Origin of the sequence: Paraburkholderia sp. JHI869, assembly GCF_038900775.1 — a bacterium.
Lineage (GTDB): Bacteria > Pseudomonadota > Gammaproteobacteria > Burkholderiales > Burkholderiaceae > Paraburkholderia.
This window is the reverse complement of the sequence record NZ_JAYMSC010000014.1, coordinates 38,064-63,106: the sequence shown is the minus strand read 5'-3', so window position 1 is coordinate 63,106 and position 25,043 is coordinate 38,064. Positions and strand designations below refer to the sequence as shown.

Annotated in this window: 23 protein-coding genes; 12 read left to right on the top strand and 11 right to left on the bottom strand. The window is 65.8% G+C overall.

The genetic code is table 11. The annotated features are described in order from the left end of the window. Positions 1-8 precede the first annotated feature (8 nt). From VSR72_RS23305 to VSR72_RS23290, 4 genes are read right to left on the bottom strand one after another with little or no spacing between them, the layout of a single operon-like run. Positions 9-647 carry an SRPBCC family protein gene (locus VSR72_RS23305; RefSeq protein ID WP_342954699.1) on the bottom strand — a complete coding sequence of 213 codons (639 nt, stop codon included), beginning with the start codon at positions 645-647 and terminating at the stop codon, positions 9-11. A 30-nt stretch (positions 648-677) separates the two neighbouring features. After that, positions 678-3,092: an aerobic carbon-monoxide dehydrogenase large subunit gene (locus VSR72_RS23300; protein ID WP_342954698.1), complete on the bottom strand. Its 2,415-nt coding sequence runs from the start codon at positions 3,090-3,092 to the stop codon at positions 678-680. A gap of 17 nt (positions 3,093-3,109) precedes the next feature. Then, positions 3,110-3,640, bottom strand: coding sequence for a (2Fe-2S)-binding protein (locus tag VSR72_RS23295; RefSeq protein ID WP_342954697.1), 531 nt, complete (start codon positions 3,638-3,640; stop codon positions 3,110-3,112). Between the two features lie 30 nt (positions 3,641-3,670). Then, on the bottom strand, positions 3,671-4,549 hold the full coding sequence (locus VSR72_RS23290) for a xanthine dehydrogenase family protein subunit M (protein ID WP_342954696.1): 879 nt from the start codon (positions 4,547-4,549) through the stop codon (positions 3,671-3,673). Positions 4,550-4,753: 204 nt separating this feature from the next. On the opposite strand from VSR72_RS23290, the gene VSR72_RS23285 reads away from it, so the two are divergent. The 4 genes from VSR72_RS23285 (at position 4,754) to VSR72_RS23270 (ending at position 8,941) form a co-directional block, all read left to right on the top strand. Next, positions 4,754-5,569 carry a LytTR family transcriptional regulator DNA-binding domain-containing protein gene (locus VSR72_RS23285; RefSeq protein ID WP_342954695.1) on the top strand — a complete coding sequence of 272 codons (816 nt, stop codon included), beginning with the start codon at positions 4,754-4,756 and terminating at the stop codon, positions 5,567-5,569. 75 nt (positions 5,570-5,644) lie between these two features. Continuing rightward, a complete protein-coding gene (locus tag VSR72_RS23280) occupies positions 5,645-6,190 on the top strand; it encodes a hypothetical protein (RefSeq protein WP_342954694.1) in 546 nt (181 codons plus the stop codon). Between the two features lie 141 nt (positions 6,191-6,331). Then, positions 6,332-8,005 carry an AMP-binding protein gene (locus tag VSR72_RS23275; protein WP_342954693.1) on the top strand — a complete coding sequence of 558 codons (1,674 nt, stop codon included), beginning with the start codon at positions 6,332-6,334 and terminating at the stop codon, positions 8,003-8,005. 90 nt (positions 8,006-8,095) lie between these two features. After that, positions 8,096-8,941 carry a GNAT family N-acetyltransferase gene (locus VSR72_RS23270; RefSeq protein WP_342954692.1) on the top strand — a complete coding sequence of 282 codons (846 nt, stop codon included), beginning with the start codon at positions 8,096-8,098 and terminating at the stop codon, positions 8,939-8,941. A 5-nt stretch (positions 8,942-8,946) separates the two neighbouring features. Here VSR72_RS23270 and VSR72_RS23265 read toward each other — a convergent pair whose 3' ends face one another. The 5 genes from VSR72_RS23265 to VSR72_RS23245 all read right to left on the bottom strand — a co-directional run bounded on the left by VSR72_RS23265 (position 8,947) and on the right by VSR72_RS23245 (position 14,550). Continuing rightward, positions 8,947-10,062 (bottom strand): lipocalin-like domain-containing protein, encoded by a 1,116-nt coding sequence (locus VSR72_RS23265; RefSeq protein ID WP_342954691.1) that lies wholly within the window; start codon positions 10,060-10,062, stop codon positions 8,947-8,949. A gap of 4 nt (positions 10,063-10,066) precedes the next feature. Next, complete coding sequence (locus VSR72_RS23260; protein ID WP_342954690.1) at positions 10,067-12,748, bottom strand: ABC transporter permease; 2,682 nt, start codon at positions 12,746-12,748, stop codon at positions 10,067-10,069. A 6-nt stretch (positions 12,749-12,754) separates the two neighbouring features. Next, positions 12,755-13,441, bottom strand: a complete 687-nt coding sequence (locus tag VSR72_RS23255) for an ABC transporter ATP-binding protein (RefSeq protein ID WP_342954830.1) — start codon at positions 13,439-13,441, stop codon at positions 12,755-12,757. 30 nt (positions 13,442-13,471) lie between these two features. Continuing rightward, on the bottom strand, positions 13,472-13,948 hold the full coding sequence (locus VSR72_RS23250; protein ID WP_342954689.1) for a ferritin-like domain-containing protein: 477 nt from the start codon (positions 13,946-13,948) through the stop codon (positions 13,472-13,474). Between the two features lie 110 nt (positions 13,949-14,058). Continuing rightward, positions 14,059-14,550 carry an SRPBCC family protein gene (locus VSR72_RS23245; RefSeq protein WP_342954688.1) on the bottom strand — a complete coding sequence of 164 codons (492 nt, stop codon included), beginning with the start codon at positions 14,548-14,550 and terminating at the stop codon, positions 14,059-14,061. Between the two features lie 104 nt (positions 14,551-14,654). Between VSR72_RS23245 and VSR72_RS23240 the strand changes: the two genes are divergently transcribed. The 4 genes from VSR72_RS23240 (at position 14,655) to VSR72_RS23225 (ending at position 18,380) form a co-directional block, all read left to right on the top strand. Next, positions 14,655-15,251 carry a sigma-E factor regulatory protein RseB domain-containing protein gene (locus tag VSR72_RS23240; RefSeq protein ID WP_342954687.1) on the top strand — a complete coding sequence of 199 codons (597 nt, stop codon included), beginning with the start codon at positions 14,655-14,657 and terminating at the stop codon, positions 15,249-15,251. Between the two features lie 262 nt (positions 15,252-15,513). Next, positions 15,514-16,563 carry a hypothetical protein gene (locus VSR72_RS23235; RefSeq protein ID WP_342954686.1) on the top strand — a complete coding sequence of 350 codons (1,050 nt, stop codon included), beginning with the start codon at positions 15,514-15,516 and terminating at the stop codon, positions 16,561-16,563. 53 nt (positions 16,564-16,616) lie between these two features. Further along, complete coding sequence (locus VSR72_RS23230; RefSeq protein ID WP_342954685.1) at positions 16,617-17,003, top strand: DUF2784 domain-containing protein; 387 nt, start codon at positions 16,617-16,619, stop codon at positions 17,001-17,003. A gap of 138 nt (positions 17,004-17,141) precedes the next feature. Then, complete coding sequence (locus VSR72_RS23225; protein WP_342954684.1) at positions 17,142-18,380, top strand: FAD-dependent monooxygenase; 1,239 nt, start codon at positions 17,142-17,144, stop codon at positions 18,378-18,380. A gap of 56 nt (positions 18,381-18,436) precedes the next feature. Here the strand turns inward: VSR72_RS23225 and VSR72_RS23220 are convergent, their stop codons facing one another. Then, positions 18,437-19,381: a LysR family transcriptional regulator gene (locus tag VSR72_RS23220; RefSeq protein WP_342954683.1), complete on the bottom strand. Its 945-nt coding sequence runs from the start codon at positions 19,379-19,381 to the stop codon at positions 18,437-18,439. 126 nt (positions 19,382-19,507) lie between these two features. Here VSR72_RS23220 and VSR72_RS23215 point away from each other — a divergent pair, with 126 nt between their 5' ends. Next, positions 19,508-20,161 carry a glutathione S-transferase gene (locus VSR72_RS23215; RefSeq protein WP_342954682.1) on the top strand — a complete coding sequence of 218 codons (654 nt, stop codon included), beginning with the start codon at positions 19,508-19,510 and terminating at the stop codon, positions 20,159-20,161. Between the two features lie 33 nt (positions 20,162-20,194). Beyond that, positions 20,195-22,228, top strand: a complete 2,034-nt coding sequence (locus VSR72_RS23210; protein WP_342954681.1) for a pyridoxamine 5'-phosphate oxidase family protein — start codon at positions 20,195-20,197, stop codon at positions 22,226-22,228. Positions 22,229-22,242: 14 nt separating this feature from the next. Here VSR72_RS23210 and VSR72_RS23205 read toward each other — a convergent pair whose 3' ends face one another. Next, the gene (locus tag VSR72_RS23205) at positions 22,243-22,899 is read right to left on the bottom strand and encodes a glutathione S-transferase family protein (RefSeq protein WP_342954680.1); all 657 of its coding nucleotides are present in this window, start codon (positions 22,897-22,899) and stop codon (positions 22,243-22,245) included. Between the two features lie 177 nt (positions 22,900-23,076). Here VSR72_RS23205 and VSR72_RS23200 point away from each other — a divergent pair, with 177 nt between their 5' ends. Further along, complete coding sequence (locus tag VSR72_RS23200) at positions 23,077-24,093, top strand: LysR family transcriptional regulator (protein ID WP_342954679.1); 1,017 nt, start codon at positions 23,077-23,079, stop codon at positions 24,091-24,093. A 146-nt stretch (positions 24,094-24,239) separates the two neighbouring features. Further along, on the top strand, positions 24,240-25,037 hold the full coding sequence (locus VSR72_RS23195; RefSeq protein ID WP_342954678.1) for an alpha/beta hydrolase: 798 nt from the start codon (positions 24,240-24,242) through the stop codon (positions 25,035-25,037). Positions 25,038-25,043: the final 6 nt, after the last annotated feature.

The window sequence follows — 25,043 nt, the reverse complement described above, 5'->3', positions numbered from 1 at the left end:
GACGTGCCTCAGCGGCCCTGCGCCTTGCGCGTGAAGTGTCCGCGCAGCCAGTCGCGCACGATGGCCCACAAGAACGCAAGACCGTTCAGCTCGGCGGCTTGCGCAGGCGGCGCCGCGGCCGCCGTGGAAACCGGTGCTGATGCCGGCGCATCGGCCGCGTTCGCGGCAGCGTCCGGCGCAGCTTGCGGCGGCGCCATCGCACTCAGCCGGGCCGAGAAGTTCGCGACGAACTGCTTGAGCAACTGCTCCGACACGGGCCCCATGAGCCGCCCGCCCAGCGCGGCGGCCTTGCCGCTCATCGTCACCTCGCTCTTGCCGGTCAGCGTGCAGGTTTCGCCCGTAGGCTGCACACTGGCCGTGAGATCCATCGTCGCCGCCGAACTGCCGGTCGAATCCGTGCCTTTGCCGAGCAGATGCAGGCTGCGCGCAGCGGCGTCGAGCGCGAGCACTTCGATATCGCCCTTGAACGACATCGTCGCCGGACCGAGCCTCACCGTGATGGTTCCTTTGTAGTGCGTATCGTCGATGCGTTCAGTGATCTTCGCGCCCGGCATGCAGCCGGCCACTGCCTCGATGTCCTGCATTAGCGCCCAGGCGCGGTCGGGGCTTGCGTCGAGCGGAAATGCCTTGTCGAGTACGACTTTCATCAGGGGCTCCTCATTCGTGCGCGCTTGAACTCAGGCGGGCCGCGTCAATCCAAGCTCGCGGCATTGCTGCCACACGCGGTACGCGTTGTGCGGCATGTTCATATGCGTGACGCCGAGATGCGCGAAGGCATCGACCACGGCAGCCGTGAAGCACGGAATCGAGCCCACGTGCGGCGATTCGGCTACGCCTTTTGCGCCGATTGGGTGATGCGGCGACGGCGTCACCGTGTAGTCCGTTTCCCAATGCGGCGTTTCCACGGCCGTCGGCACGAAATAGTCGAGCAGCGTCGCGCCGAGCAGATTGCCCGCTTCGTCATAGGGCAACTCCTGGCCGAGCGCGACGGCGAAGCCTTCGGTCAGGCCGCCATGAATCTGCCCCTCGATGATCATCGGGTTGATCCGTGTGCCGCAGTCGTCGAGCGCGTAAAAGCGGCGTACGCGGATCTCGCCGGTATAGCGGTTGACGTCGAGCACGCACACGTACGCGCCGAACGGAAACGTGAAATTGGGCGGATCGTAATAGTCGACGGCCTCGAGGCCCATTTCCAGCCCTTCTGGCACGTTGTTATAGGCGGCCCACGCCACCTCTTTCACAGTCTTGAACTGGTCGGGCGAGCCTTTCAGCACGAAGCGGTCGAGATCGAACTCGACGTCGTCGGCGCTCGCTTCGAGCAGATGCGCGGCGATGCGGCGCGCCTTCTCGCGTATCTTGCGCGAGGCGCGCGCCACCGCAGCGCCCGCAACGGGCGTCGAACGCGAGCCATAGGTGCCGAGACCATATGGCGCAGTGGCCGTATCGCCCTCTTCCACCGTGATTTTCGAGGCCGGAATGCCCGCCTCCGACGCAATGATCTGTGCGTACGTGGTCTGGTGCCCCTGGCCCTGCGTGATCGTGCCCATGCGAGCGATGGCCGAGCCGTCCGGATGCACGCGAATCTCGCAAGAATCGAACATGCCCACGCCGAGGATGTCGCACATTTTCGACGGCCCCGCCCCGACGATCTCGGTGAAGTTCACCACGCCGATGCCCATGAGCCACTCCGCATCCGGATCGGCGCGGCGTTGCACCTGCTCCTGGCGCAATGCGTCGTAGTCGACAGCGGCCAGCACCTTTTTCAGCGCCGTTTCGTAGTCGCCCGAATCGTATTCGAGGCCTAGCGGTGTGGTGTACGGGAACTGATCCTTGCCGATGAAATTGCGCAAGCGGATCTCCGCCTTGTCGATGCCAAGCTTCTGCGCGAGCACGTCCACCATGCGCTCGATCAGGTAGACGGCCTCGGTCACGCGGAACGAGCAGCGGTACGCGACCCCGCCCGGAAACTTGTTCGTGTACACGCCGTCGACAGAAACGAACGCGTTGGGGATCGCATACGAGCCCGTGCAGACATGGAACATGCCGGCGGGCCACTTGGTCGGATCGGCGCACGCGTCGAATGCACCGTGATCGGCCACCACGTTGACGCGCAGTGCCTTGATGCGGCCGTCCTTGTCGGCGGCCAGTTCGCCGGTCATGTGGTAGTCGCGCGCGAATGCGGTGCTCGAGAGGTTTTCGTTGCGGGACTCGATCCACTTCACGGGACGCCCGAGCACGATAGAAGCCACGATCGACGTCACATAGCCAGGATACACGCCGACCTTGTTGCCGAAGCCGCCGCCGATATCGGGCGAAATGATGCGGATATTCGATTCTGGAATCGACGATAGCAGCCCGACCACGGTGCGCACGACATGTGGCGCCTGCGATGTGATATAGACCGTGAGATCGCCGCGCACCTTGTCGAACGACGCGACGCAGCCGCAGGTTTCGAGCGGGCACGGATGCACGCGTGGATACACGATGTCCTGCTTGACCGTGACTTCCGCGTTCTCGAACATGCGGTCCGTCTTGTCGCGGTCGCCCATCGTCCACGTGAAAATATGGTTAGGATGTCTACGCGCACCGTGCGCGCCGCTGTCCTTGTCGCGAATGTCCTCGCGAATCACGGGCGCGTCGGGTTCGAGCGCCTTCATCGGATCGACGAGCGCGGGCAGTTCCTCGTACTCCACTTCGACGAGTTCCGCCGCGTCGGCGGCGACGTAGCGGTCGTCGGCCACCACGAACGCGACTTCCTGATTCTGGAAGCAGACCTTTTCGTCGGCGAGCACCGCCTGCACGTCGCCTGCGAGCGTCGGCATCCAGTGCAGCTTGAGCGGCTTGAGGTCATCCGCCGTGAGCACGGCGTGCACGCCGGGATGCGCGAGCGCACGCGACTTGTCGATGCGCTTCACGCGCGCATGGGCGTAGGGACTGCGCACCATCACGCCGAACAGCATGCCCGGCATCTTGATGTCGTCCACGTAGTTGCCCTTGCCCTGGATAAAGCGCGGGTCCTCGCGGCGCTTGCGCGAGCAGCCCATGCCTTCGAGCGCGGCGAGACGTTCGAGATTGGCGTCGGGATTGTTCATGATGTGTCTCCCGGCGCTCAGTTTGCTTGCACCGCGCCCGCTTCGATGAGCGGATGCGAGGTTTCGACCGCTTCGCCGCGCAGCTTGCGCGCTGCGTATTGCACGGCCTTCACGATGTTCTGATACCCCGTGCAGCGGCACAGGTTCCCCGCCATCCAGTAGCGGATTTCCGTTTCCGTGGGATCGGGGTTCTCCTGGAGCAGGCGGTACGCGCGCATCAACATGCCGGGCGTACAGAAGCCGCATTGCAGCCCGTGCTCCTGCATGAAACCCTCCTGCAGCGCATGCAGCGCGCCGCCTTCGGCGAGTCCTTCGACCGTGCGGACCTCCGCGCCCTGTGCCTGCACGGTGAGCAGCGTGCATGACTTCACGGACATGCCGTTGAAATCGACGGTGCAGGCGCCGCAATGCGACGTCTCGCATCCGATATGCGGGCCGGTGTGCTGGCACTTTTCGCGCAGCGTGTGAATCAGCAGTTCGCGCGGCTCGACGACGACGTCGACCTCGCTGCCGTTCAGGCTGAAGGACACCATGGTTTTGCTGGCCATTTCGCGTTCTCCGTGAGTCAAGTCGCTGCGTCAGGGGCGTGCCGGGTTCGCGGCCCGTTCGTATGCGGTATTGAGCGCTCTGCGGGTCATCTCGCCCGTCATTGCGCGCTTGTAGTCGGCGTCGCCGCGCAGATCCTCCACGGGGTTGCACGCCGCCATCGCGAGCCGCGCCGCTTCATCCAGCGCGCGTGCGTCGAACGGCTTGCCGACGAGCGCCTGCTCGGCGTCCACCGCGCGGATCACCGTGTCGCCGACATTCGTCAGAGCAATGCGTACGTGCTCGACATTACCGCCTGCAAGGCGCAGCGTGACGGCCGCCGCCGCGGTCGCGAAGTCGCCGGTCTTGCGCTTGAGTTTCGCGTAGCAATAGCCGGTGCCGGGCGGCGGCACGGGAATGCGGATGCCCGTCATGATTTCGCCCGGCTCCATCAGCGTCGCATAGGTGCCGACGAAGAAGCCGTCCGCGCTCACCACGCGCTCGCCCGCCGCGCCTTGCAGCACGAACGAAGCATCGAGCGCGATCATCAACGCGGGATGATCGTTGCCTGGATCGCCGTGCGAAAGATCGCCGCCCAGCGTGCCGCGATAGCGCACCTGCGGATCGGCAATCTGCCGCGCGCCCTCGACGATGAGCGGGCAGCGCGATTGCAGCAGCGCGGACCAGATCAACTCGTTCTCGGTCGTCATCGCGCCGATCCACAGCGTGCCGTTTTCCTCGCGGATGCCTTTGAGTTCGGTCAGCCGGCCGAGGTCGATCAGATGATCGGGCTGCGCGAAACGCAGCTTCATCATCGGCAGCAGGCTGTGACCGCCCGCGAGCAGCTTCGCCGTTTCGCCGTGCGTGCCGAGCAAAGCGAACGCCTCGGACAAGGTTTGTGGAGCGTGGTATTCGAATGGGCGGGGAATCACACTAGTCTCCTTGTTGGCATCGTCCTGAAGTTCAGGATTTCACAATGCAACGCAGCAATTCAACGGGTTTTCGCGAACGGCGTCCTCGTTGCGCCGGGTGCGGGAAAACTTGCGTGAAAAGGGGAAAGGACATAAAACTCAGGCAGCGTCCCGCCGCCGCAGACGCCGCGCACAACGCCGCGGCAGCATCGGGGAGAACCCTGGATGAAACCGTTCGAGCACGCCATGCCGACCACCGACACGCGCCGCGCCGAGACTTTTCAGCACCGCCTGGAGCAGTTCAATCCGGGCGTGGTATGGCTCGACGCGCAGGGGCGCGTGAGCGCGTTCAACGACGTCGCACTGCAGATTCTCGGACCGGCGGGCGAACAGTCGCTGGGCGTTGCTCAGGACAAGCTGTTCGGCATCGACGTCGTGCAGCTGCATCCGGCAAAAAGTCGCGACAAGCTGCGCTTCCTGCTGCAGTCGCGCGACGCGGGCGGCTGCCCCGTGAAGTCGCCCCCGCCGGTCGCGATGATGATCAACATCCCCGACCGCATTCTCATGCTCAAGGTGTCGCGCATGTCGGACATGCACGGCGCGTGCGGCACCTGCATGATCTTCTACGACCTCACCGACATCACGACCGAGCCCTCGGCTGAGCCAACGGCGGAGTCGCTCGCCGGCGCGCCCACGCCGCCGCGGCGGCTCTTCAAGATTCCGGTGTACCGCAAGAATCGCGTGATCCTGATCGACCTGAAGGACATCGTGCGTTTTCAGGGCGACGGCCACTACACGACGATCGTCACGAAGGACGACCGCTATCTCTCCAACCTGTCGCTCTCGGACCTCGAACTGCGACTCGACAGCAACACGTTTTTGCGCGTGCATCGCAGCCACATCGTCAACCTGCCGTACGCGGTCGAACTCGTCAAAGCCGACGACAGCGTGAACCTCGTGATGGACGACGGCGAACGCAGCGTCGTGCCGGTGAGCCGCACGCGCGCCGCACAACTGAAGGAGTGGCTTGGCGTGGTTTGAGGGCAAACGCTAATGGCTACACGTCAGCCGGCCGCACTCGTTCGTCCTAGAATTAATATCAGGGGGCGAGGCGAGATGAAGCGCGAACTGGTCACGGGGCTACTGTGCGGCGCACTACTTGCCGGTTGCGTGTCGGCCGGTGTCGAGGTGCGGCCCGATCAGATGGCGAACTTCAGGCACGGCGTCACGACACTGCAAGACGTGAGAACCGCGCTCGGCCCGGCGTCCGTCGAAACCACGCTGGACGACGGCTCGACGCTGCTCGTCTACACCTACGTGACGTCACGTCCGCACCCGGAAAGCTATATCCCGTTCATCGGAGCGCTGGTTGCCGGCTCCGACACACACTCTTCCGCAGCCGTTTTTCTGTTCGATTCGCATGGCCTCCTCAAAAGCGCGAACAACACGAGCTCGAACGTCGGCACCGGCATGACGAGCGTCCATAGCGCACAACCCAGTGCGCCCGCGCCAGTCTCCGAGGCGCCTGTGGTGATCGAAAGCGTCCCGCCGCCCGCCGTTCAGACCGCCGAGCCGACGCCAGAAGTCGACTTCGTGCCCGCGTCGCAAATGCCCAGCGAACCTCAACCGGAAAATCCGCTTCAGCCGGCTCCGGTCGAATAGCCCTCCCCCTTGTGCAGGAATGCGCGTCGCATCGTGCGCGTATGTGCGCTACAGCACACTTGGGAAGCCGCAGCGAGAATACGCTAGGAGTCCAAAATTAGAAGCAGCGAACGCCGGAGCAGTCCCGCAGCGGAGAACGAAATGTCAAACTTGCCCTGGCTTTCGCAATATCCCGCTGGCGTTTCGGCAGACGTCGACTTCGATGGCTATCCCTCGATGGCAGCCCTCCTGGAACAGGCCGTCGCGCACTTCGGCGACAGGATCGCCTTTCATCAGTTCGGCGTAGATATCACCTATCGTGAGCTGGAAGCGAACTCCGCGCGCCTCGCCGCCTATTTCCAGAAAGACCTTGGGCTGAAACCCGGCGAGCGCATCGCGCTCATGTTGCCGAACTCCCTGCAACACCCCATCGCAATGTTCGCCGCGCTTCGGGCCGGGCTCACCGTGGTCAACGTCAACCCGCTCTACACCGCGCCGGAACTGGCGAACTTGATCAGGGATTCCGGTGCGCGTGCGATCGTGGTCATGGAGGTTTGCGCGGCGACCGTCGAGCAGGCGCTCGCGCATGTCGCCATCGAGCACGTGATCGTCGCGCGTGTGGCGGAGATGCAGCGCTTCCCGAAATCCATCCTTGTCGATTACGTCGTACGAAAAAAGAAGAAGCTCGTCCCGCACTGGACCATCCCCGGTGCGATTGCCTTCAAGAGCGCCATGACCGCGCGAGCGGCCGCGGACTTCGTGAGGCCAGTGCTGAACCGCGAGACCCGAGCGTTTCTGCAATACACCGGCGGCACGACCGGCGAGCCCAAAGGCGCCGTGCTGACGCATGGCAACGTCGTCGCTGACGTGCTGATATTTGCCGCGTGGGTCAAGCCGGTGTTCCGGGCGAGCGGCGAAATCACGCTCGTCGCCCTGCCCCTGTACCACGTGGCGGCCCTGGTGTGCCAGTGCCTCGTCTCGTTTCATCTGGGCACCCGCTGCGTGCTGGTGATGAACCCACGCGATATTCGCGCGCTGGTGAAGGACTTTGCAACGCACCGGCCAACCGTGTTTGGCGGCCTCAACACGCTCTTTACGGCGCTGATGAACAACGAGGATTTTGGCGCGCTCGACTTCTCCTCGCTGCGCAGTACGTTCGGAGGCGGCACCGCGACCCAGCCGGCAGTGGCCGAGCGCTGGCAGAAACTCACTGGTACCCCGGTGGTGGAAGCCTACGGGCTTTCGGAAGCCGCCGGCGCGGTGACGGCCAATCCCGTCACGCTCACCGCCTTCGAAGGCACGATCGGCGTGCCGCTGCCTTCCATGCGCATCGAAATCCGCGACGAAAGCGGCGCGGCCGTGCGCAGCGGTATGCCGGGCGAAATCTTTGTCGCGGGGCCCGTCGTCATGCAAGGCTACTTCAACCGGCCGGAGGAAACGGCGCATGCGATCGGCACCGATGGATTCTTTGCTACCGGCGACATCGGCATCATGGACGAGCGCGGCGTGATCCGGATTGTCGACCGCAAGCGGGACATGATTCTGGTCTCCGGCTTCAACGTCTATCCGAACGAGGTCGAAGGCGTCCTGTTCCGGCATCCCGGCATTCTGGAGGTCGCGGTCGTTGGCGTGGCGGACTCGCAATCCGGCGAGACGCCCGTCGCCTTCGTGGTGAAAAAGGTACCGGATCTGACCGAGTCGGACGTAATTGAGTTTGCGCGGACGAGCCTCGCCGCTTACAAAGTGCCGAAACACGTGGTCTTCGTGAACGATCTGCCGAAAACGCCAGTTGGAAAAGTGCTGCGGCGACAATTGCGAGACCGGCTGAGCGTATAGCGCGGCGCTGCTATTCAGCGGTGGCATAATCGCGAGCATCGGGCAGCCGCGTCCCCGACCGCCGCGACAAGAACCGCATGCTCCAGCGCCATGGATCAAACTGACGACTTCACCGTACGCACCATGTCGGCCGACGAGGTGGCCATGTCGGTCGAATGGGCCGCCGCAGAGGGGTGGAACCCCGGGCTGCACGACCCGCGCTGTTTCAGGGAAGCGGACCCCCAAGGTTTCTTTGTCGGCGTATGGCGCGGCGAGCCGGTCGCGTGCCTTAGCGCCGTCGCCTACGACGACAGCTTTGGCTTTATCGGTCTCTACATCGTGAAACCCGGATTCCGCGGCAAGGGTTTCGGCATGCGAATCTGGCAGCACGGCATGCGTTACCTGGGAGACCGCAACATCGGTCTCGACGGCGTCGTTGCCCAGCAGGCGAACTACGGGAAATCGGGGTTCCGGCTCGCGTACCGCAACATCCGCTATCAGGGGCGTGTGAATGGCATCGGTTGCGCGCATGTGACGGCAGCGGCCGGCGTGCCGTTCGAGCAGTTGCTTGCCTACGATCGCCAGTGTTTTCCCGCGCCGCGCGAGCGTTTCGTCTCCGCGTGGATCGCCCAGCCGGATGCCGTTGCGCTCGCAACGATCGACGCGGGCCGCATCGCCGGATACGGCGTCGTGCGCCGCTGCGAGGCGGGTTGCAAGATCGGCCCGCTCTTCGCCGACGATGCTGACGTGGCCACGGGCCTCTTGCGCGCGCTGGCGGCGAGCATGCCCGGCGAGGTCATCGTGCTCGACGTGCCGGAAACGAATCCTGCGGCAGTCGCGCTGGCGCAACGGCACGGCATGACGAGCGTCTTCGAAACCGCGCGGATGTACACGCAAGAGGCGCCCGCGATTGCGATCGATCGCGTGTTCGGTGTGACGTCGTTCGAGCTGGGGTGATGTTTCTAAAGCTCGAGCCGCTGAACATAGCCCGTGAGTTCGAGATACCCGCGTCCTATCGAGTTTGCAGCGGTGTTTGCAGTGCTCGCATCCGCCCGATACGCCGTCACTGCGCCCTCCCAATACACCGCGCCCGTGGTCGCGCGGCTGTCGAACTCCTGATCGTCCATGAGCGGCACAAGCGTCAAATGGAGGTCCTGCACATCGACTCGCATCGCCACCGGATACTCCGCGCCGGTGTGCGGCGAACGCCAGCGGCGCAGCGGCATGAAGCGAATGCTATCGGGGGCTAGCGCATGCGTGCTGCCGTCGGCCGCGCGCAGCGTGCCGCCTGCCCAATACTTGCGGCCTGCCTTGTCGCGGATCTGCAGCGCCATCAATGCGCCGCCATCATCGAAATTGATGCCGATCCAATCCCAGCCGACCGCGTCGTCGGCGAGCGGCGCCGACGACCATTCGTGGTCGAGCCAGGCCTGGCCGCGCACATGCTCCCCCTTGTGTGGCGATTGACCACTACGCTTGAGCACGCCGTCGATTTGCAGCCACGGCACGCTGTAGTAATAGCTGGCCTCGTCCGGCAGCGGACCTTTGCGGCTATACCCGTTTTCACCGTTGACGAGCACCGGCTGCGTGGGCGCCAGCGTGAAGGCGAACGCAAAGCCGGGCGTGGCGACGTTCAGGCGGTAGTGGCCATCCGCGTGGCGATCGAGCGACCAGTCGTCGATGTGGACTGCCGTGTCCGTCTCGCTCGCATCGGCGAGACCAAAGCCGCGGCGCGCGACGCGCTGGTCGTGCTGCAAGGCGCCCGCGTACGGGTCGCTCAGCGCCACGTTGGCGAACAACAATTGAGTCGGCGCGAAGCGGCTCGGGTTGGCGTCGTCGAGCGCGGGGCGCGAGCGGAAGAACGTCGCTTCGAAACCCAGCGATGCATTGCCGTCCGTTTGCAGCCAGCCGGTCACGTACCACCATTCGTTGCGGTAGCGTGAATGCGCGCCATAGTCGCGCGGAAACACAAGCGGCGGTCCGCTTGTCACCGCTGGATATTGCGGCATGCTTGCCCACGCGGCGTTCTGCGCGAACTCAACTAGCAGCGGCCATAAAAGGAACGTGCGTCGTCTCATCGCGTCACCAGTCGTCGCGCACGGCGCGCACCGCGTCGACCGACATCGCGGCGCGCGAACTCACGAGCGCCGTGAGCGCTGCGGCGACGACGACCGCCGAAGCCAGCGCGCCCAGCAACCCCCACGGCATGTGCACGCTCATCGTCCAGTGAAACGACTGCGGATTGACGACATGCACGAGCACCATCGCGAGACTCACACCGAGCGTCAGGCCGGCGAGCACGCCAAGCAGCGCCACGAGTGCGCCTTCCATCGCGAGCATGACCGCAATCTGGCGACGCGTCACGCCGATGTGCCGCAGCATGCCGAACTCGCGCGTGCGCGCGAGCGCCTGCGAGCCGAAGCTCGCGCCGACGCCGAACAGCCCGATGATCACCGCCACCGCTTCCAGCAGATACGTCACAGCGAAGCTGCGGTCGAAGATCCGCAGGCTCGCGGCGCGAATCTCGCCGGGCTGCGCGAATTCGAGATGCTGCCCGCCCCGCACACTGGCGCGCAAGCGTGCGATCGCCTGCGCCGGGGCCACGCCTTGCGCGAGCCATAAGGCGGCATCGCTCACGCGGGTGTCGCCAGTGAGCCGGCGATAGTCGCTCGCATTGATCACGATGGCCCCGAACTGGCGCGCATAATCGCGCCAGATGCCGGCCACCGTGAACGGGACGCGCTGCCCCGCCAGCGGCAGCGTGATGCGCTGGCCCGGGTGCATTCCGTACAGATCGGCAGCGGCCTCGCTGATCCATACCGGCGGCGGGTCGCCGGCTTGCGGCACGAAAGGCGCCGTCGTGAGCGGCAGGCGAGCGCCAGGATTACGCTCATCGATAGGCCGCGCGAGCAGGCTCACGGGCGGCAGACGTGCGTCGAGCGAGAGTTGCGTCGCGCGAAGAAACTCGGCGCGCGCAATGCCTGGCGTGGCGGCGATAGCCGTCTGATCGCCCGGCGAAAGAAACGCGCTGTCACCGCCGGGCGAAGCGCGCAGATACAGCGGCGCGGGCAGCAGCAACTGCAGCCAGTCGTCGACCGCGACGCGAAAGCTCGACACCATGATCGCCATCGCCGTCATCAGGCTGAAGCTCGTGACGATGCCCGCGAGGCCGATCGTCGCGCGGCCGGGGGCATTGGCGAGTTGCGCGAGCACGAGCTGCGGCAAGGCATGGTCCGAGCGCGGCAGCAAGGCGAATACCGCGCGTGCGACGGCTGGCATCGCGAGCACGCCGCCCAGCAGCAACAGCGCGATGGCGAGATAGCCGAGCACCGGCAAGCCGGCCACGGGCGGCAACAGCGCCGCGACGAGCCCGGCCGCGATCGCGAGCAGCGCCGCCGTGACGGTGCGCTTCGTGGAAAGGCGCGCGGCCGGCGCTTCCTCGTCGCCCGCTTTCAGCGCCCGCGCGGGCCGCGCCCTCGCCGCTTCGAGCGCCGGCGCGAGACTGCCGAGCACCGACGCGCCTACGCCCAGCGCGAAAAATATCGCGGCGGGCAGCGCATCGAAATGCACGCGCGGCTGCACCCCTTCGAAATAGCCGCCGCCCAGATCGCCGCCCGCATAGCGGAGCACGGCGGCCGCGAGCGCGAAGCCGATGGCAAGGCCCGCAGCGGCGCCGAGCACGCCGAGCATGGCGCCCTCCGTGACGACGAGCCACAGCACGCCGCGCTGCGTCACGCCGATCGCGCGCAGCAGCGCAAACTGCGCGCGTCGCCGCAGCACGGCGAGGGCCTGCATCGTGAAGACGAGGAACGCGCCCGTGAAGAGCGCCACGAGCGCGAGCACGTTGAGGTTCGCGCGATACGCGCGCGAGAGCATCGACGTGCGGTGGGCGTTGTCGCCTGGCGTGACGGCGGCGACGCCCGCAGGCAAGCGCGCCGCGATTCGATGCGCGAACACTTCGGCGTCGACGCCCGGCTTGAGCTTGATGTCGATTCGCCCGAGCGTGCCGAGCCGCTGCAGGCGCCATTGCGCGGCGCCGATATCCATTACGCCGACGCGCACGGCATCGCCCGATGCGGGCAGCACGCCCGCGACGCGCAGCGCGACCGATGCGAGCCCGACCTGCACCGCGAGCGTATCGCCGGGCTTGAGCGCGAGCCAGGTCAGCGCGGCCGGCGAGAGAAACACGGTGTCCGAGTCGAGCAGATCGAGCGTGGTGGGCGCCTTCGTACCTTGCGTGGCTTGCGTGCCCTGCGTGCCGTTCGCGCGATTAGCGCGATTGGCGCCATTAGGGCGATCCAGCCGCCCGACGAGATTCGGCGTGACGTAGCCCGCGCGAAACACATCGACGCCGAGCAGCTTCAACGATTCGTCGCGTCCCGCCACGCGCGCGTCGACCTCGACCACCGGGCTTGCCGCAGCGACTTCGGGCATGCCGGCGATGCGCGGGTACAGCGCTTCATCGAAACCGGCGCGCGGGCCGCGCAGCTCGATATCGGCGTTGCCCATCAGCGAATTGACGGTGGACGAAAGCTCGCTCAGCGCCGCGCGATTGATCAACTGCACGGCATAGCCCATCGCGACGCCCGCTGCGATCGCGAGAATGCCGATCAACGTACGCAGCGGATGCGCGCGAATTTCCCCCGCGATGAGCGCGGCGCCGACGCCGCCCGCGGGCATGCGACTGCGCGGATGGCGCAACAAGCACGCAGTGCGCGCCGCAGCGCAGCCGCTCGATGGACGCACAGCATCGAGCCAGCGCATCTGAGGCTACGCTCCGCCCGCGCCAGGCGCGTGCGGCTCGAGCCCTTCGGGCGTGAGCCGCAGCACGCGGTCGGCGGCAGCCGCCACGGCCGCCGAGTGCGTCGCGAGCAGCACGCCCGCGCCGTTCTGTTGCGCCAGCTCGCGCAGCAGCGCGAGAATGCGCATCGCCGTGTCGTGATCGAGATTGCCGGTAGGCTCATCGGCCAGCACGAGACGCGGCTGATGCACAAGCGCACGCGCGATCGCCACGCGCTGCAACTCTCCGCCCGACAATTCGCGCGGCAGCGCGTGTTCGCGCCCGCCAAGCCCAACCGACTCCAGCACCGACGACACGCGCGCCTGGACCTCTTTCGCGCGCACGCCGTTCAAGCGCAGCGGCAGCGCAATGTTCTGCGCCGCCGAGAGATTCGGCAGCACATGGAACGCCTGAAACACGAAGCCCATTTTCTCGCGCCGCTGCAGCGTGGCAGCGTCGTCGTCGAGCGCGGCGAGATCGTGTCCGTCGAAGACGATTTGTCCCGCATCCGGCCGGTCGAGCCCGGCCGCGAGATTGAGCAGCGTCGATTTGCCGGCGCCCGACTCGCCCACGATCGCGACGCATTCACCTGAGCGCAGTTCGAGATTCACGCCGCGCAGCACGTTGCGCGGCGTGGTGCCGTCGTAGTGCTTCGACACGTTGGCGAGCGTCAGCATCATGGGGCATTGGCCGGTCATGCGTCGCGCCTACCCCGCGGGCCCCATACCGCCCTGCGGCGACGTCGTGGTCGAGCCGGGGCGGCGCAGCATCTTGTCGACCTCGCCCGCGTGCTGCTCCTCGACCTGGATCATCTGGCGCGCGTACTCCTCGAGCGCGACCGAGCGGTCTGCCACGAGCGAGAGCAGCTCGCGGTAAAGCCCGAGCGCGATCTGTTCGGCTTCGAGCGATTCGCGCAGGATTGACCCGATATCGAACGTGTGGGAATCGAGCAGCGGACCGATGGCGAGCGACGGATACGCGCCGAGGGTCGTGATCCATTCGCCCGCCTTCTGCGCATGCAGCAGCGATTCGTCGGCCTGCTGCCGCAGCCATGAAACGATCGGAATGCGTCCGAATCCGAACACCAGGAACGAATAGTGCGTGTACCGCACAACGCCCGCGAGCTCGGACTCGAGGATCTTGTTCAGCACTGCGACGACCGGCTCCTTCTCGATCTCAGTCATGTTGCCTCCCATGCAAGGCAGGTAAGCGGTGGGTAGTTCGTCACACTTCCCTCTTGCGCAAATCGCGCACGAAGCGTGCGCAAGCGAACTGACGCATTCGATTGTTGCACTTATCTCGGTTTGGCGCTGGCGTCGAGAAGCCGTGCCTCGAGCAGGCGCGCGAGCGCGAGTCCCCCCTCGCGCATGATCGAATCGTGATTCCAGCGGAATACCAGCCGCGCAAGCGGCGCGTACGCGAGCGCGCTCATCCATGCGCTCGCCGTCCTGACGTGCCAGTCGTAGCGCACCACCGTGCGGCTGCCGTCGGCGGCGAAATGCCAGCGCCCCACGCCCTCCAGAGCGCCGCTGGCCTCCCCCTCGAGCGCCACGAGTGGCGCGACGCGTGTCACGCGCACGTCGATGATCACACGATAAGGCAGCACGCCCTTCCACGTGTAACGATGCACCGCGCCCAGGCCGTCGGTTTCGCCCGCTTGCAACTCGCGCACCGCTTCGACGTTCTTCCACCACCTCGGCCAGTTCATCGAATCGTGGATCGCGTCCCACACCGACTGCACGGGCGCCTCGATGCACCACAAGGTGGTCAGACGGAATTCCGCCATCGTTCGCTTCCTCCTTGTTTGCGATACGGCTATGTGTGCATTGCGTCGTGCGAAACCGTGTTCCAGAATGACCTGTCTTGCACAGTCGAGTATAGGAGGCGGCGATGACGCTCCCAGACCGGGATTTCGTGGCCGTCGCACTGACGCGCTTCGATGCGCTCACAAACTATCAGGTCACGCTGAAATCGACATCGGCGCGAGCGGAAACGGTCGAGGTACTTTATGGCTACCGCAAACCGGGTTTCGTCCGGATGGACTTCATGCATCCGCATGCCGGCGCGACGCTCACCTTCAACCCCGAATCGGGGAAGGTCAAGCTTTGGCCATTCGGCATCGACACATTTCCGAGGCTCACGCTGAGCCCCGACAATCCCATGATCCAGAGCCCGCAGGGTCATCGCGTCGACCAGTCCGATATCGGAGCGCTGCTCGCCAACGTGCGTGAGCTTGAGCAGCATGGCGACACGCAGGTCGTCGGCGCCGAGACGATCGGCACGCGTGAAGCGGCGCATGTGATCGTGACGTGCCGGCCCGGACATCTGGCGACCGGCGTGTTCCGCTATGAGTTGTGGTTCGATGTGAGCCACGGTCTGCCCGTGAAGGTCGTGAGCGAGGGCGAGTCTCGCGAGCCGATCGAAACGGTGATGATGGAGAACCTGCGCATCGACGTGCCAGAGTCGCAGCTCAGGCCGTTTGGCTAGCCGCGCGCGTTGAAACGGCACTGGGGAAATCACTAATCCTCAGGTTAATCGAGGCGTAAACATCACATCCTAGAATGCTTCAACCGCTTAGGATGCCAAATAACCAGCCAGCCGAGGCGCGCGACGATTCAGCCATCGTCGGTAAAGTTACGTCTGCCCCCAATCGTTGCTAACGCAGTCAATGTCGAATCCGTCGACGGAATCTACCGTGCACGCACTGTTCGCACGGTCATCTCCGTTTCCTGGATCGAAGGGACATGGCATGTTCAAAAACGTTATCGAGCTCGCAAGACAAGTGCGGCGCAGCGAAGACTTCAAGAATGCGCTCAATACGCCGGCCCGCCTTTCCCTGCATGCCAGACAACGCTTCAATCGTGACCACTTCGCCATAGAGATCCGCGCGAGTTCGGGCTTTTTTTCGGTCATGCAGATCGTCTTGTGCATTCTCCTGTACTGCGACGAAAAGCGTCTGACGCCCGTCATTTCGGCGCGCGGCGGCAGTTATGGCGACGCGCAAGGCAAAATCGACTGGCTGGCCGAATGCTTCGAAAACCTCGCAGCCGCGCCGCACACCGCGAGGGCGGGTTTGCGAACTTCGGTTGTGCGCGATCTCGGCGATCTGGGTTTTCGCCGATACGAAGCGGGCCTCGGCCTCGAACGCGCGAGTGCGGTGTTCCTGTCGAACTACCGGCCAACCGGATCGATCCGCGAGGAAGTCGAGCGCATTCGCGAGCGGCTCGATATCGGCGCTTCGACGCTGGGCGTCCATTTTCGCGGCACCGATAAAAAATTCGAGGCCCATACGATCGAGTGGAGTGCGTTTTGCCGCATGGTCGAGACAACACTCGCGCACGACCACCGTCTCACCAATATCTTCGTCTCCAGCGACGAGCAGGCTTTTCTCGACTTCTTCCTGAAGTGGGGCTTCGCTGTACCGGTCAGCGTCGCGCCCGCCGCGCTGCTTTCGAGCGGAGAGAAGCCCGTGCACTTCAGCGGACATTCGGGACTCGCAATCGCCCGCGAAGCCCTGGTCGCGAGCCTGCTGCTTGCTCATTGCGGGCAGTTGATCAAGACGCCCTCCTATCTCTCGGCGTGGTCGAAAGTCTTCAATCCGTCGCTGCGGGTGCGGCTCGCCGTGCCGCCACGCGAAAACGCATTCTGGTTTCCCGACAGCCAGATCTGGACCGAGCAGACCAGGCGCGATAACGACCTCGCCAATCCCGAAACCGGAATTGCGGCATTCGACTCGCCGTTCGCAGGGACCGGGGCGGCTGCAAACGCGGGGACCTTGCCCCGTCCCATCGACCTTTAAAGACATATCATCGAAACAACAAACGCAGGGCGAGGGCAACTGCGAGCATCGTCATGGACTGGCTGGCCAATACCGTTCTCGTGTTACACGCGCTGGTCGTCCTGTTCATCGTCGGCGGATTGCTCGCGATCTGGTTAGGCGCAGCGTTACGGCGCGACTGGGTACGCAGCCGCGTGTTCCGGCTCACACATCTCCTGGCGATAGGCGTCGTCGCCGCGCTTGCCGTCCTCGGCATACCGTGTCCTCTCACGGTCCTCGAAGACTGGCTGCGTACCGGCCACACAGGGCCGCAGGGCTTCGTGCAGCGCTGGGTGAGCGACTGGCTGTATTACGACCTGCCCGGCTGGGTGTTTGCGACGGCCTATGCGATGTTTCTGCTGGTTGTGGCCGTCACGTGGTTTCGCGTCCCGCCGCGTTCGAGGCGGCAGTCAGGTCATTGAATCTTGCCTGCGCGTACCATGCAAGTCGCATAATGGCGAAGTCCACACGCCTCGCGACACGCACGCTCGCGCGCCCCGTCCGTCGTCAGTTTGCTGACGTTCGAGTTCGCGTCGCCGCCCTGGCATGGAGGTTTTCAAATGACACAGGGCAGCTACGACATCGTGATCGCGGGCGGCGGCCTTGGCGGCGCAACGCTTGGCCGCGCACTGGCAGGCGCGGGGGCGCGCACGCTCATCGTCGAGCGCGAGACGTCGTTCAAGGACCGCGTGCGCGGCGAGGGCATGATGCCGTGGGGCGTCGTCGAAGCGCGCGCGCTCGGCATCGAGCGTCTGCTATGCGATGACGGAGCGCATATCGTGCCGTACTGGAAGCGATACAGCGGCCTGGTGCCAGCCGATTGCCGCGACCTCGCGGTCACCACGCCCGAGCACACCCCGTGTCTGGACTTCTATCATCCGTCGATGCAGCGCACCCTGCTGGACGCCGCCGAAGCATCGGGGGCCATTGTGCTGCGCGGCGCCGAGATCGTGGGCATCCAGCCGGGCGATGCCGCGGGCAAGGCGCCGGTCGCCGAGATTCGAACCGATGGCGGCACACATCGGGTGAAGGCGCGCCTCGTGGTAGGCGCGGACGGACGCAGGTCGACAGTGCGCCGGGTCGCCGGCTTCACGCTCAGCCAGGATCCCGGGCGGCTGGTTGTGGCGGGCGTGCTCTACGAAGGGCTCGACGCACCGGAGGACTCGGTCCACCACTTCCAGTCCCCGGCGTTGGGTCAGGCCGCGCTGGTTTTTCCGATCGGGCAGCAGCGGTTCCGCTCGTATTTTGTCTCATGGGTCGGGCAGCGCACGCACCCCATCAGCGGCAGCGGGCATGTCCGCGAATTCCTCGACGCCTGCGTCGATACGGGCGTGCCGCGCGACTGGTTCGAGCACGCGAGTGTCGTGGGTCCGCTCGCGGCGTATCCCGGTGCAGACAGCTGGGTCGAGCACCCCTGCCACGGCGGCGTGGTGCTGATCGGCGACGCGGCGGCGGCCAGCGACCCATCATGGGGATGCGGCCTGTCGCTGACGCTTCGCGACGTCAGGGTGCTGCTCGAACGTTTGCTCGCGAACGATGACTGGGAAGCCGCCGCGCACGGGTACGCCTTCGAGCACGACCGCTACTACGGCGCCCTGCACCGCCTGCTGGACTGGCTCACCCAGTTGCTGTACGAACGCGGCGCGAACGCCGACGAGCGCCGCGCCCGCATCCTGCCGTGTTTCGCCATGGAGCCCGACCGCGCGCCCGATCTCCCGGGGCTCGGTCCGGAGGCGCCATCGGACGAAGCGGCGCGCCGGCGATTTTTCGTCGAGGATGGCTTCCTGCCTCGAGGCTGATGTCGCGGCGCGTGTTCTGCGTAACTCGCCTAACTCGCATGAGGAGCCTGGCGCGCTCACATGGCGCTTTTCGCGATCCTCGCCTTCAGCGCCTCGATCACCGCCCGCACCTTGCCCGACGGATAGCTCGTCGGCGCAAACACGGCCTGCACGTTCGAAGGCACGCCCGACCATTCGGGCAGCAAGCGCACGAGGGCCCCCGACGCAACGTCGGCCCGGGTCGAGAAGTCGGTCAGCGCGGCAAAGCCACCGCCCGCGAGGACCGCCGAGCGAGCAGACGTCGCCGTATTCACGCTCAGCGCGTTCACGCAGCGCACGCGGCGCACGGCCTTGTCACGCGTGACGCGACCCGCCGCAAGCTGCGCGGCGTCGCGCGTCAATTCGATCGTCGACGGATGGCGCAGCACCGTCATCGCGATATGCGGCAAGGACGCCAGTGCCTTCAGCGACCTCGGCATGCCGTGCTGCGCGACGAACGCGGGGCTCGCCACCAGCCATCGCACGTAGCTCCCGAGTTTCACCGAGCGGTAGTTCGAGTCCGGCAGACTGCCCAGCCGCACAGCCAGATCGATTCCCTCGCCGATCAGGTCGACGTAGTGGTCGGCGCAGATCAGTTCGATGTCGAGTTCCGGGTACGCGCCGCGCAAATCGACGAGCGCAGGCGCAACGATCTGCGCTCCGTAATCGACCGGCGCGCTCACCCGCAGCGCGCCGCGCGCGGGCGTGGCTTCGTTCGACACGGCCGAAAGCGCCTCTTCCGTCATCTGCAGGATGCGGCAGCTGGCGTCGTAGAACGCGCGGCCCGCATCGGTCACGGAAAGCTGACGCGTGGTGCGCGCGATCAGGCTCGCGCCGATCTCGCGCTCCAGCCGCTGCATATGTGCGCTGACCATCGTCTTGGCGATGCCGAGCCGCTCGGCCGCCGCAGTCAGCGACCCCGCTTCGACCACGGCGACGAACACCGCCAGCCGGTTCAGATTCACGTCGCGCACATCGGTCATCGGCGATTGTCCACTCTCGATAGAAAATGAATGCAAGCTTAGCAGTCTTCTCGCACGAGCAGTCATTGCCTAATCTGGAGGCTCCCTGGCGCTTCTTCCCGAGGCGCTTTCGTTATGGAGAATGCGATGCCCGCTGTGCGTCCCGATGTGCGTCCAACTGCGCCGATCCGCCTGTACACCACCCTGCTTTCCGGCCACGGACACCGCGTCCGGCTGTTCCTTTCCATGCTGGATTTACCGTTCGAGATCGTGCCGGTGGATCTTGCGGCGGGCGAACACCGCCAGCCTGCTTATCTGAAGCTCAATCCATTCGGCCAGGTGCCGACCATCGTCGACGGTGACACGGTGCTGTTCGATTCGAACGCGATTCTCGTCTATCTGGCCAGGCATTACGGCGATCCGTCGTGGCTGCCGGACGATGCGCATGGCGCGGCGGCCGTGCAACGCTGGCTCTCGCTCGCTGCCGGTCCGATCGCGTTCGGCCCGTGTGCCGCGCGCCTCGTCCACGTGTTCAAGCGCGATCTCGATCTTGCGCGCGCACAGGAAATCGCGAAGACGCTGCTGCCGCTGCTCGATGCCGAACTCGCGCACAAGCCGTTCGCCGCAGGCGATCACGTGACGATCGCCGATATCGCCGCGCATACCTACATCGCGCATGCACCGGAAGGCGGCGTGTCGCTCGAGCCGTATCCGCACTTGCGCGCGTGGCTCGAACGCGTGGCCGCATTGCCGGGTTTCGTGCCGATGCCTGCAACGAAAGCGGGCCTGCTCGCCGCCTGAACGGCACGCGTCCGTTGCCACCTCGAGGCCGTCATGAACGCTCTCCCCGAACTGAATCCGTATCGCGCCGCCGGTCCGTTTCACGATGGCGAACGTGAGGCGCAGTTGCGCGCGGGCGTCGCCGATGTCGCGCTGGAAAACGGCTCGCGCGGCATCCGCGATTACATGCCGGACCAGCATCGCGCATTCTTCGCAATGCTGCCGTTCATGGTGTTCGGCGGCGTCGATGCAAGCGGTCAGCCGTGGGCGACGCTGCGCGCGAACACGGCGGGGTTCGTCACGACGCCGGATAGCCGCACGCTGCGCATCGACGGCGGCGCGCTGCCGGGCGATCCGCTCGAAGGAACGTGGGTGCCGGGCGCGCGTATTGGCGGGCTCGGCATCCAGCCGCACACGCGGCGGCGCAACCGCGTGAATGGCGTGATCGAAACGGTCGATGGCGGCGTGGTCACGCTCGCGGTCAAGCAGAGCTTCGGCAACTGTGCGAAATACATCAATGGACGCGAGCCCACGTTCGTCGGCGAGGCGCCGGCGCGCGCCACGGTCGAACATGCCGAAACACTCTCGGCGCAAGATCGCGCGTTGATCGCACGCGCCGACGTGTTTTTCATCGCAAGCGCCAATATCGACGATGCAGCGGGAGCGGCGGGCGACGCCGACGTGTCGCATCGCGGCGGCATGCCGGGCTTCGTGCGGATCGACGACGAGCGCACGTTGACCGCGCCCGACTTCAGCGGCAACAAGTTCTTCAACACGATCGGCAATCTGCTGCGCGAACCGCGCGCGGGGTTGCTGTTCGTCGATTTTGCGCGCGGCGATCTGCTGTATCTGGCGGTGCGCGCGGAGGTGATCTGGGACGGCCCCGAAATCGCGCAATTTCCAATGGCGCAGCGGCTGGTGCGGTTTCATGTGGCAGCAGTCCGCCGCGTGCGAGAAGCCTTGCCGTTGCGATGGTCCGCGGTGGACTATGCGCCGCAGTGCGCGCAGGCCTCGACGGAACCTTCGCCGGCTGCCCCGAATCAAGCGGACGCGCGCGCGTGGCGTGCGCTGCGCGTGGCCGAGGTGCGCGACGAATCCCCAACGATCCGCTCGTTCCATTTCGAACCGGTGGACAATCAGCCGCTCGCACCGTTCGAAGCTGGGCAGTATCTTCCGCTGCGCATCGCCCTGCCGGGATCGGACAAGCCGCTCACGCGCACCTATACGCTCTCGGCGGCGCACGATGCCGCGCATCCGGCGCGCTACCGGATCAGCGTGAAGCGCGATGGCGCAGTGTCGCGCTGGCTCCATGAACACGCACGTAAAGGCTCGCTGATCGACACACAGGCGCCGCGCGGCGCGTTCAAGCTCGATGCACGCAGCCCGCGCGCGATCGTGCTGGCGGCGGCAGGCATCGGCATCACGCCGATGCTGGCGATGCTCGACGCGGCGCTCACGCGCGAACCGAAGCGCCGCATCCACGTGTTTCATGGCACGCGCGGTGAGCACGAAAGGCCGTTCGCGGCCGCGCTGCGCGAGATCGAGCGCACGCATCCGAACGTGTCGGTGCATCTGTTCGATAGCGCCGCGCGGCATGACTCGCCCGATGGCGCGCTCGCGGGACGCGTGAGCATCGATGCGCTGCGCCGCTTCCTGCCGTTCGACGACTACGACTTCTATCTGTGCGGCCCCGAGGCGTTCATGCGCGATCTGTACGACGGGCTGCGCGCGCTGAATATCGCGGACGAGCGCATCCGCTTCGAGGCATTCGGTCCGTCGAGTTTGAAGCGTGCGCCTGGCCATGCTCCCGTTGCGGGAGACGCGACGCAAGGCAGTCCGGTGACGTTTGCCCGCACGGGGAAAACAGTGCACTGGGCGCCGCAGCAGGGCTCGCTGCTCGATACCGCCGAGCGCTGCGGCGCAGACGCGGTGTCCAGTTGCCGCTCGGGCATGTGCGGGACCTGCGCTGCGCGCGTGCTGGACGGCAGCGTGGAGTACGACGAAGCGCCGGAATTCGACGTTGAGCCAGGCTACGCGCTGATCTGCGTCGGGCGCCCTGCGACGGGCGGCGTGACGCTCGATCTCTAGCGGCCGTTCGATCGCTAAACGCCGTTGTCCGCGCCGATGAGCCCCGAGGCTTGCAGATCCGCCAGGTCGGGGAGCGTCGAGGAAAACGCCGTGAGTTGCATCGCCTGGTCCACCAGCGCAGCCAGTCGCGGGAACGATGCGCTGTTGAAGGTGCGCGGGATCACCACCGAGGCACTTTGAAAAGCCACGACAGCCATGATATCGGCCTGCGAGATGCGAGCGCCGAGCAACCACGGGTCCGCCTGCGCGGCCTCCAGCACACGAAAGCCGCTCTCCATCTGCTCCCGGTATCCGGTCTGCAGGTGCGCCAACCGGTGAGCCTCAGGACGCAGCATCAGTTCGTCGCAATAGCGGGCCAGCTTGTCGTAACAGGCACAGCCGTAGCCGACGAGTTGCAGCGCGCGTACGCGCTCCGGGCCGCTCGCGGGCATCAGGCGCTGGTCGAGCGGCACGAGGCTGTCCAGATAGTCGACGATCGCGCTGCTGTCGATGAGCACCTGAGCGTCGTCGAGCTGCAATGCAGGCACCCGCACCATCGGACTGAACGCTCTCACGCGTTCCGCTTCCCGATAGGCGTGATAAGGCAGATGTTCGAACGGGAGCTTCAGCAGTTTCAGCGTGATACCCACCCGGCGCGTATAGCCGGAAAACCATGGACCCACCAGCTTCATCGGCAATCTCCAGCGGTGCGCGCTGGACGGCGCGCATAGCGCGAGTTTAGCGAGTTTCCGCCGGAGACATCGTTGCCGTGGAGCGCCGCGGCGCCGGTCGCGTAGCACGCTCAGCAGCGGCAGTTTAGACTTCGCGCTGGGCGTGCTGGCCTCGCCCGGATCCGACCAGGTGAGAACATGGATATCGTGCTAGCGATGAAAGTATTTGCCCGCGTGGTGGAGACGAACAGCTTCACGCGCGCGGCGGACACGCTCGACATGCCGCGTGCGCGCGTGACCGTGGTCGTTCAAAGCCTCGAAGCCCACCTGAAAACACGCCTGCTGCAACGCACAACGCGCAGCCTCAACCTCACGCCCGATGGCGCGGCCTACTACGAGCGGTGTGTGCGCGTGCTCGCGGACATCGACGACATCGAAAGCTCTTTTCTCGGCAAGCAGCGCTCCCCGCGCGGCAAGCTGCGCGTGGATATGCCCGGCGCGCTCGGGCGCCTCATCGTCATGCCCGCGCTGGGCGACTTCCACGAGCGGTTCCCGGAGATCGACCTGATGCTCGGTCTCGGCGACAAGCCGCTCGATCTCGTTCAGGAGGGCATCGACTGCGTGGTGCGCATCGGGACCTTGCAGGATTCGTCGCTGGTGGCGCGGCGCGTCGGCGTCTACCAGGCCGTCACGGTCGCGAGCCCCGCGTATCTCAAGAAGGCAGGCACCCCGCAAACTTTGGCCGAACTGGCCAGTCACCGCGCGGTGAACTACTACTGGCCCCGCACCGGCCGCGTCATGCCCCTCACGTTCGAAACCGACCGCGGCGAGGTGGCCGAGGTGAAGATGCCCGGCGCGATCGCCGTGAACGACGCCGAGGCCTATCTGGGCGGCGCGCTGAGTGGCCTTGGGATCGCCCAGGGCGCCCGCTTCATCGCGCTGCCCTACCTCGAATCGGGCGCGCTGGTCGAGATCCTTTCACCGTGGAAGCCGCCCACGCTGCCCATTTCCGCGGTTTATCCGCACAGCCGCCACCTCTCCGCCACCGTGCGCTCGTTCATCGACTGGATCGCCGAGCTGTTCCGCACCAACCCCTTGATGTCCAGCACCCCGGAAGCCGAAGCGCGCTGCCGCCCGACGAGCATCGATGCCCAGGACGCCCAGAACGCCGACGGGGCCGACCTGGCGGGGGACGAAGCGCAGCCGCTCGCGTGATGCCCGGCACAATTACACGCGCAGACCGGGCATTGTTCTCTTTCCCGATAACACTGTTGAGGCGAACGCGAGATTTATCGGCCCAGCGGTAGAAACCACAATTCGACCATTGTTCGTTTCAGTGAGAACGCAATGCGTTGAACGGCATGTCTACCGTTTCGGATTCGAATCTGCTGGTCGAGGAAGTGCGCATCGACGGCTACAGCCAGCCGGTTGCCGTGCGCAGCTTCAGGCCCGGACGACGGGAGCGCCGCCTCTCGATCGTCCTCTACTTTCACGGCGGTCTCTTCACCGCCGGCACGCTTGACGAAACCGCTGCCGCGTGCGGCACGCTCGCGCTCGAGGCGCACGCCTGGGTGCTGTCGGTGGACTACTCGCTCGCGCCCGCTTTTCCGTTTCCGAGCGCGCTGGAAGACGCACACCGCGCCTTGCAGTGGGCGCGTGCGCAAGCCGGCACGGTATGCGCAGACAAAAGGCGTATGGCCGTCGCCGGTCACGACGCGGGCGGCAACATCGCGGCGGGGCTCGCCGCCGTCGCGCGCGATCGCGGCGACATCTGCGTGCGCGCCCAGCTGTTGTTCGCGCCGCTGCTCGATCCCAGCATGACGCGCGTCGGTCCCGACGCCCGCAATGCAGCGCCGAAGCTCGACGCGCTGGCGCACGCCTGGCAGGCCTACCTGCCCTCCTTCGCGCAGCGCATTCATCCCTATGCCGCGCCCCTCGAATCGCGTCGCCTCGCGAAGCTGCCGGCGGCGTTCATCGCCAGCGTCGAGCACGACCCGCTGCACGCCGAAGCGGAACACTATGCCGCCGCGCTGATCACCGCGGGCGTGCCGACGCAATGCGAGCGCTACGCCGAGACGACGCGCAACGGCATCGCGGCGCACACGCCCGCACTGCTCGCGGCAAGCCGATTCCTCCAGCTTCACCTTGCGGCCGGTTAGCCGGGT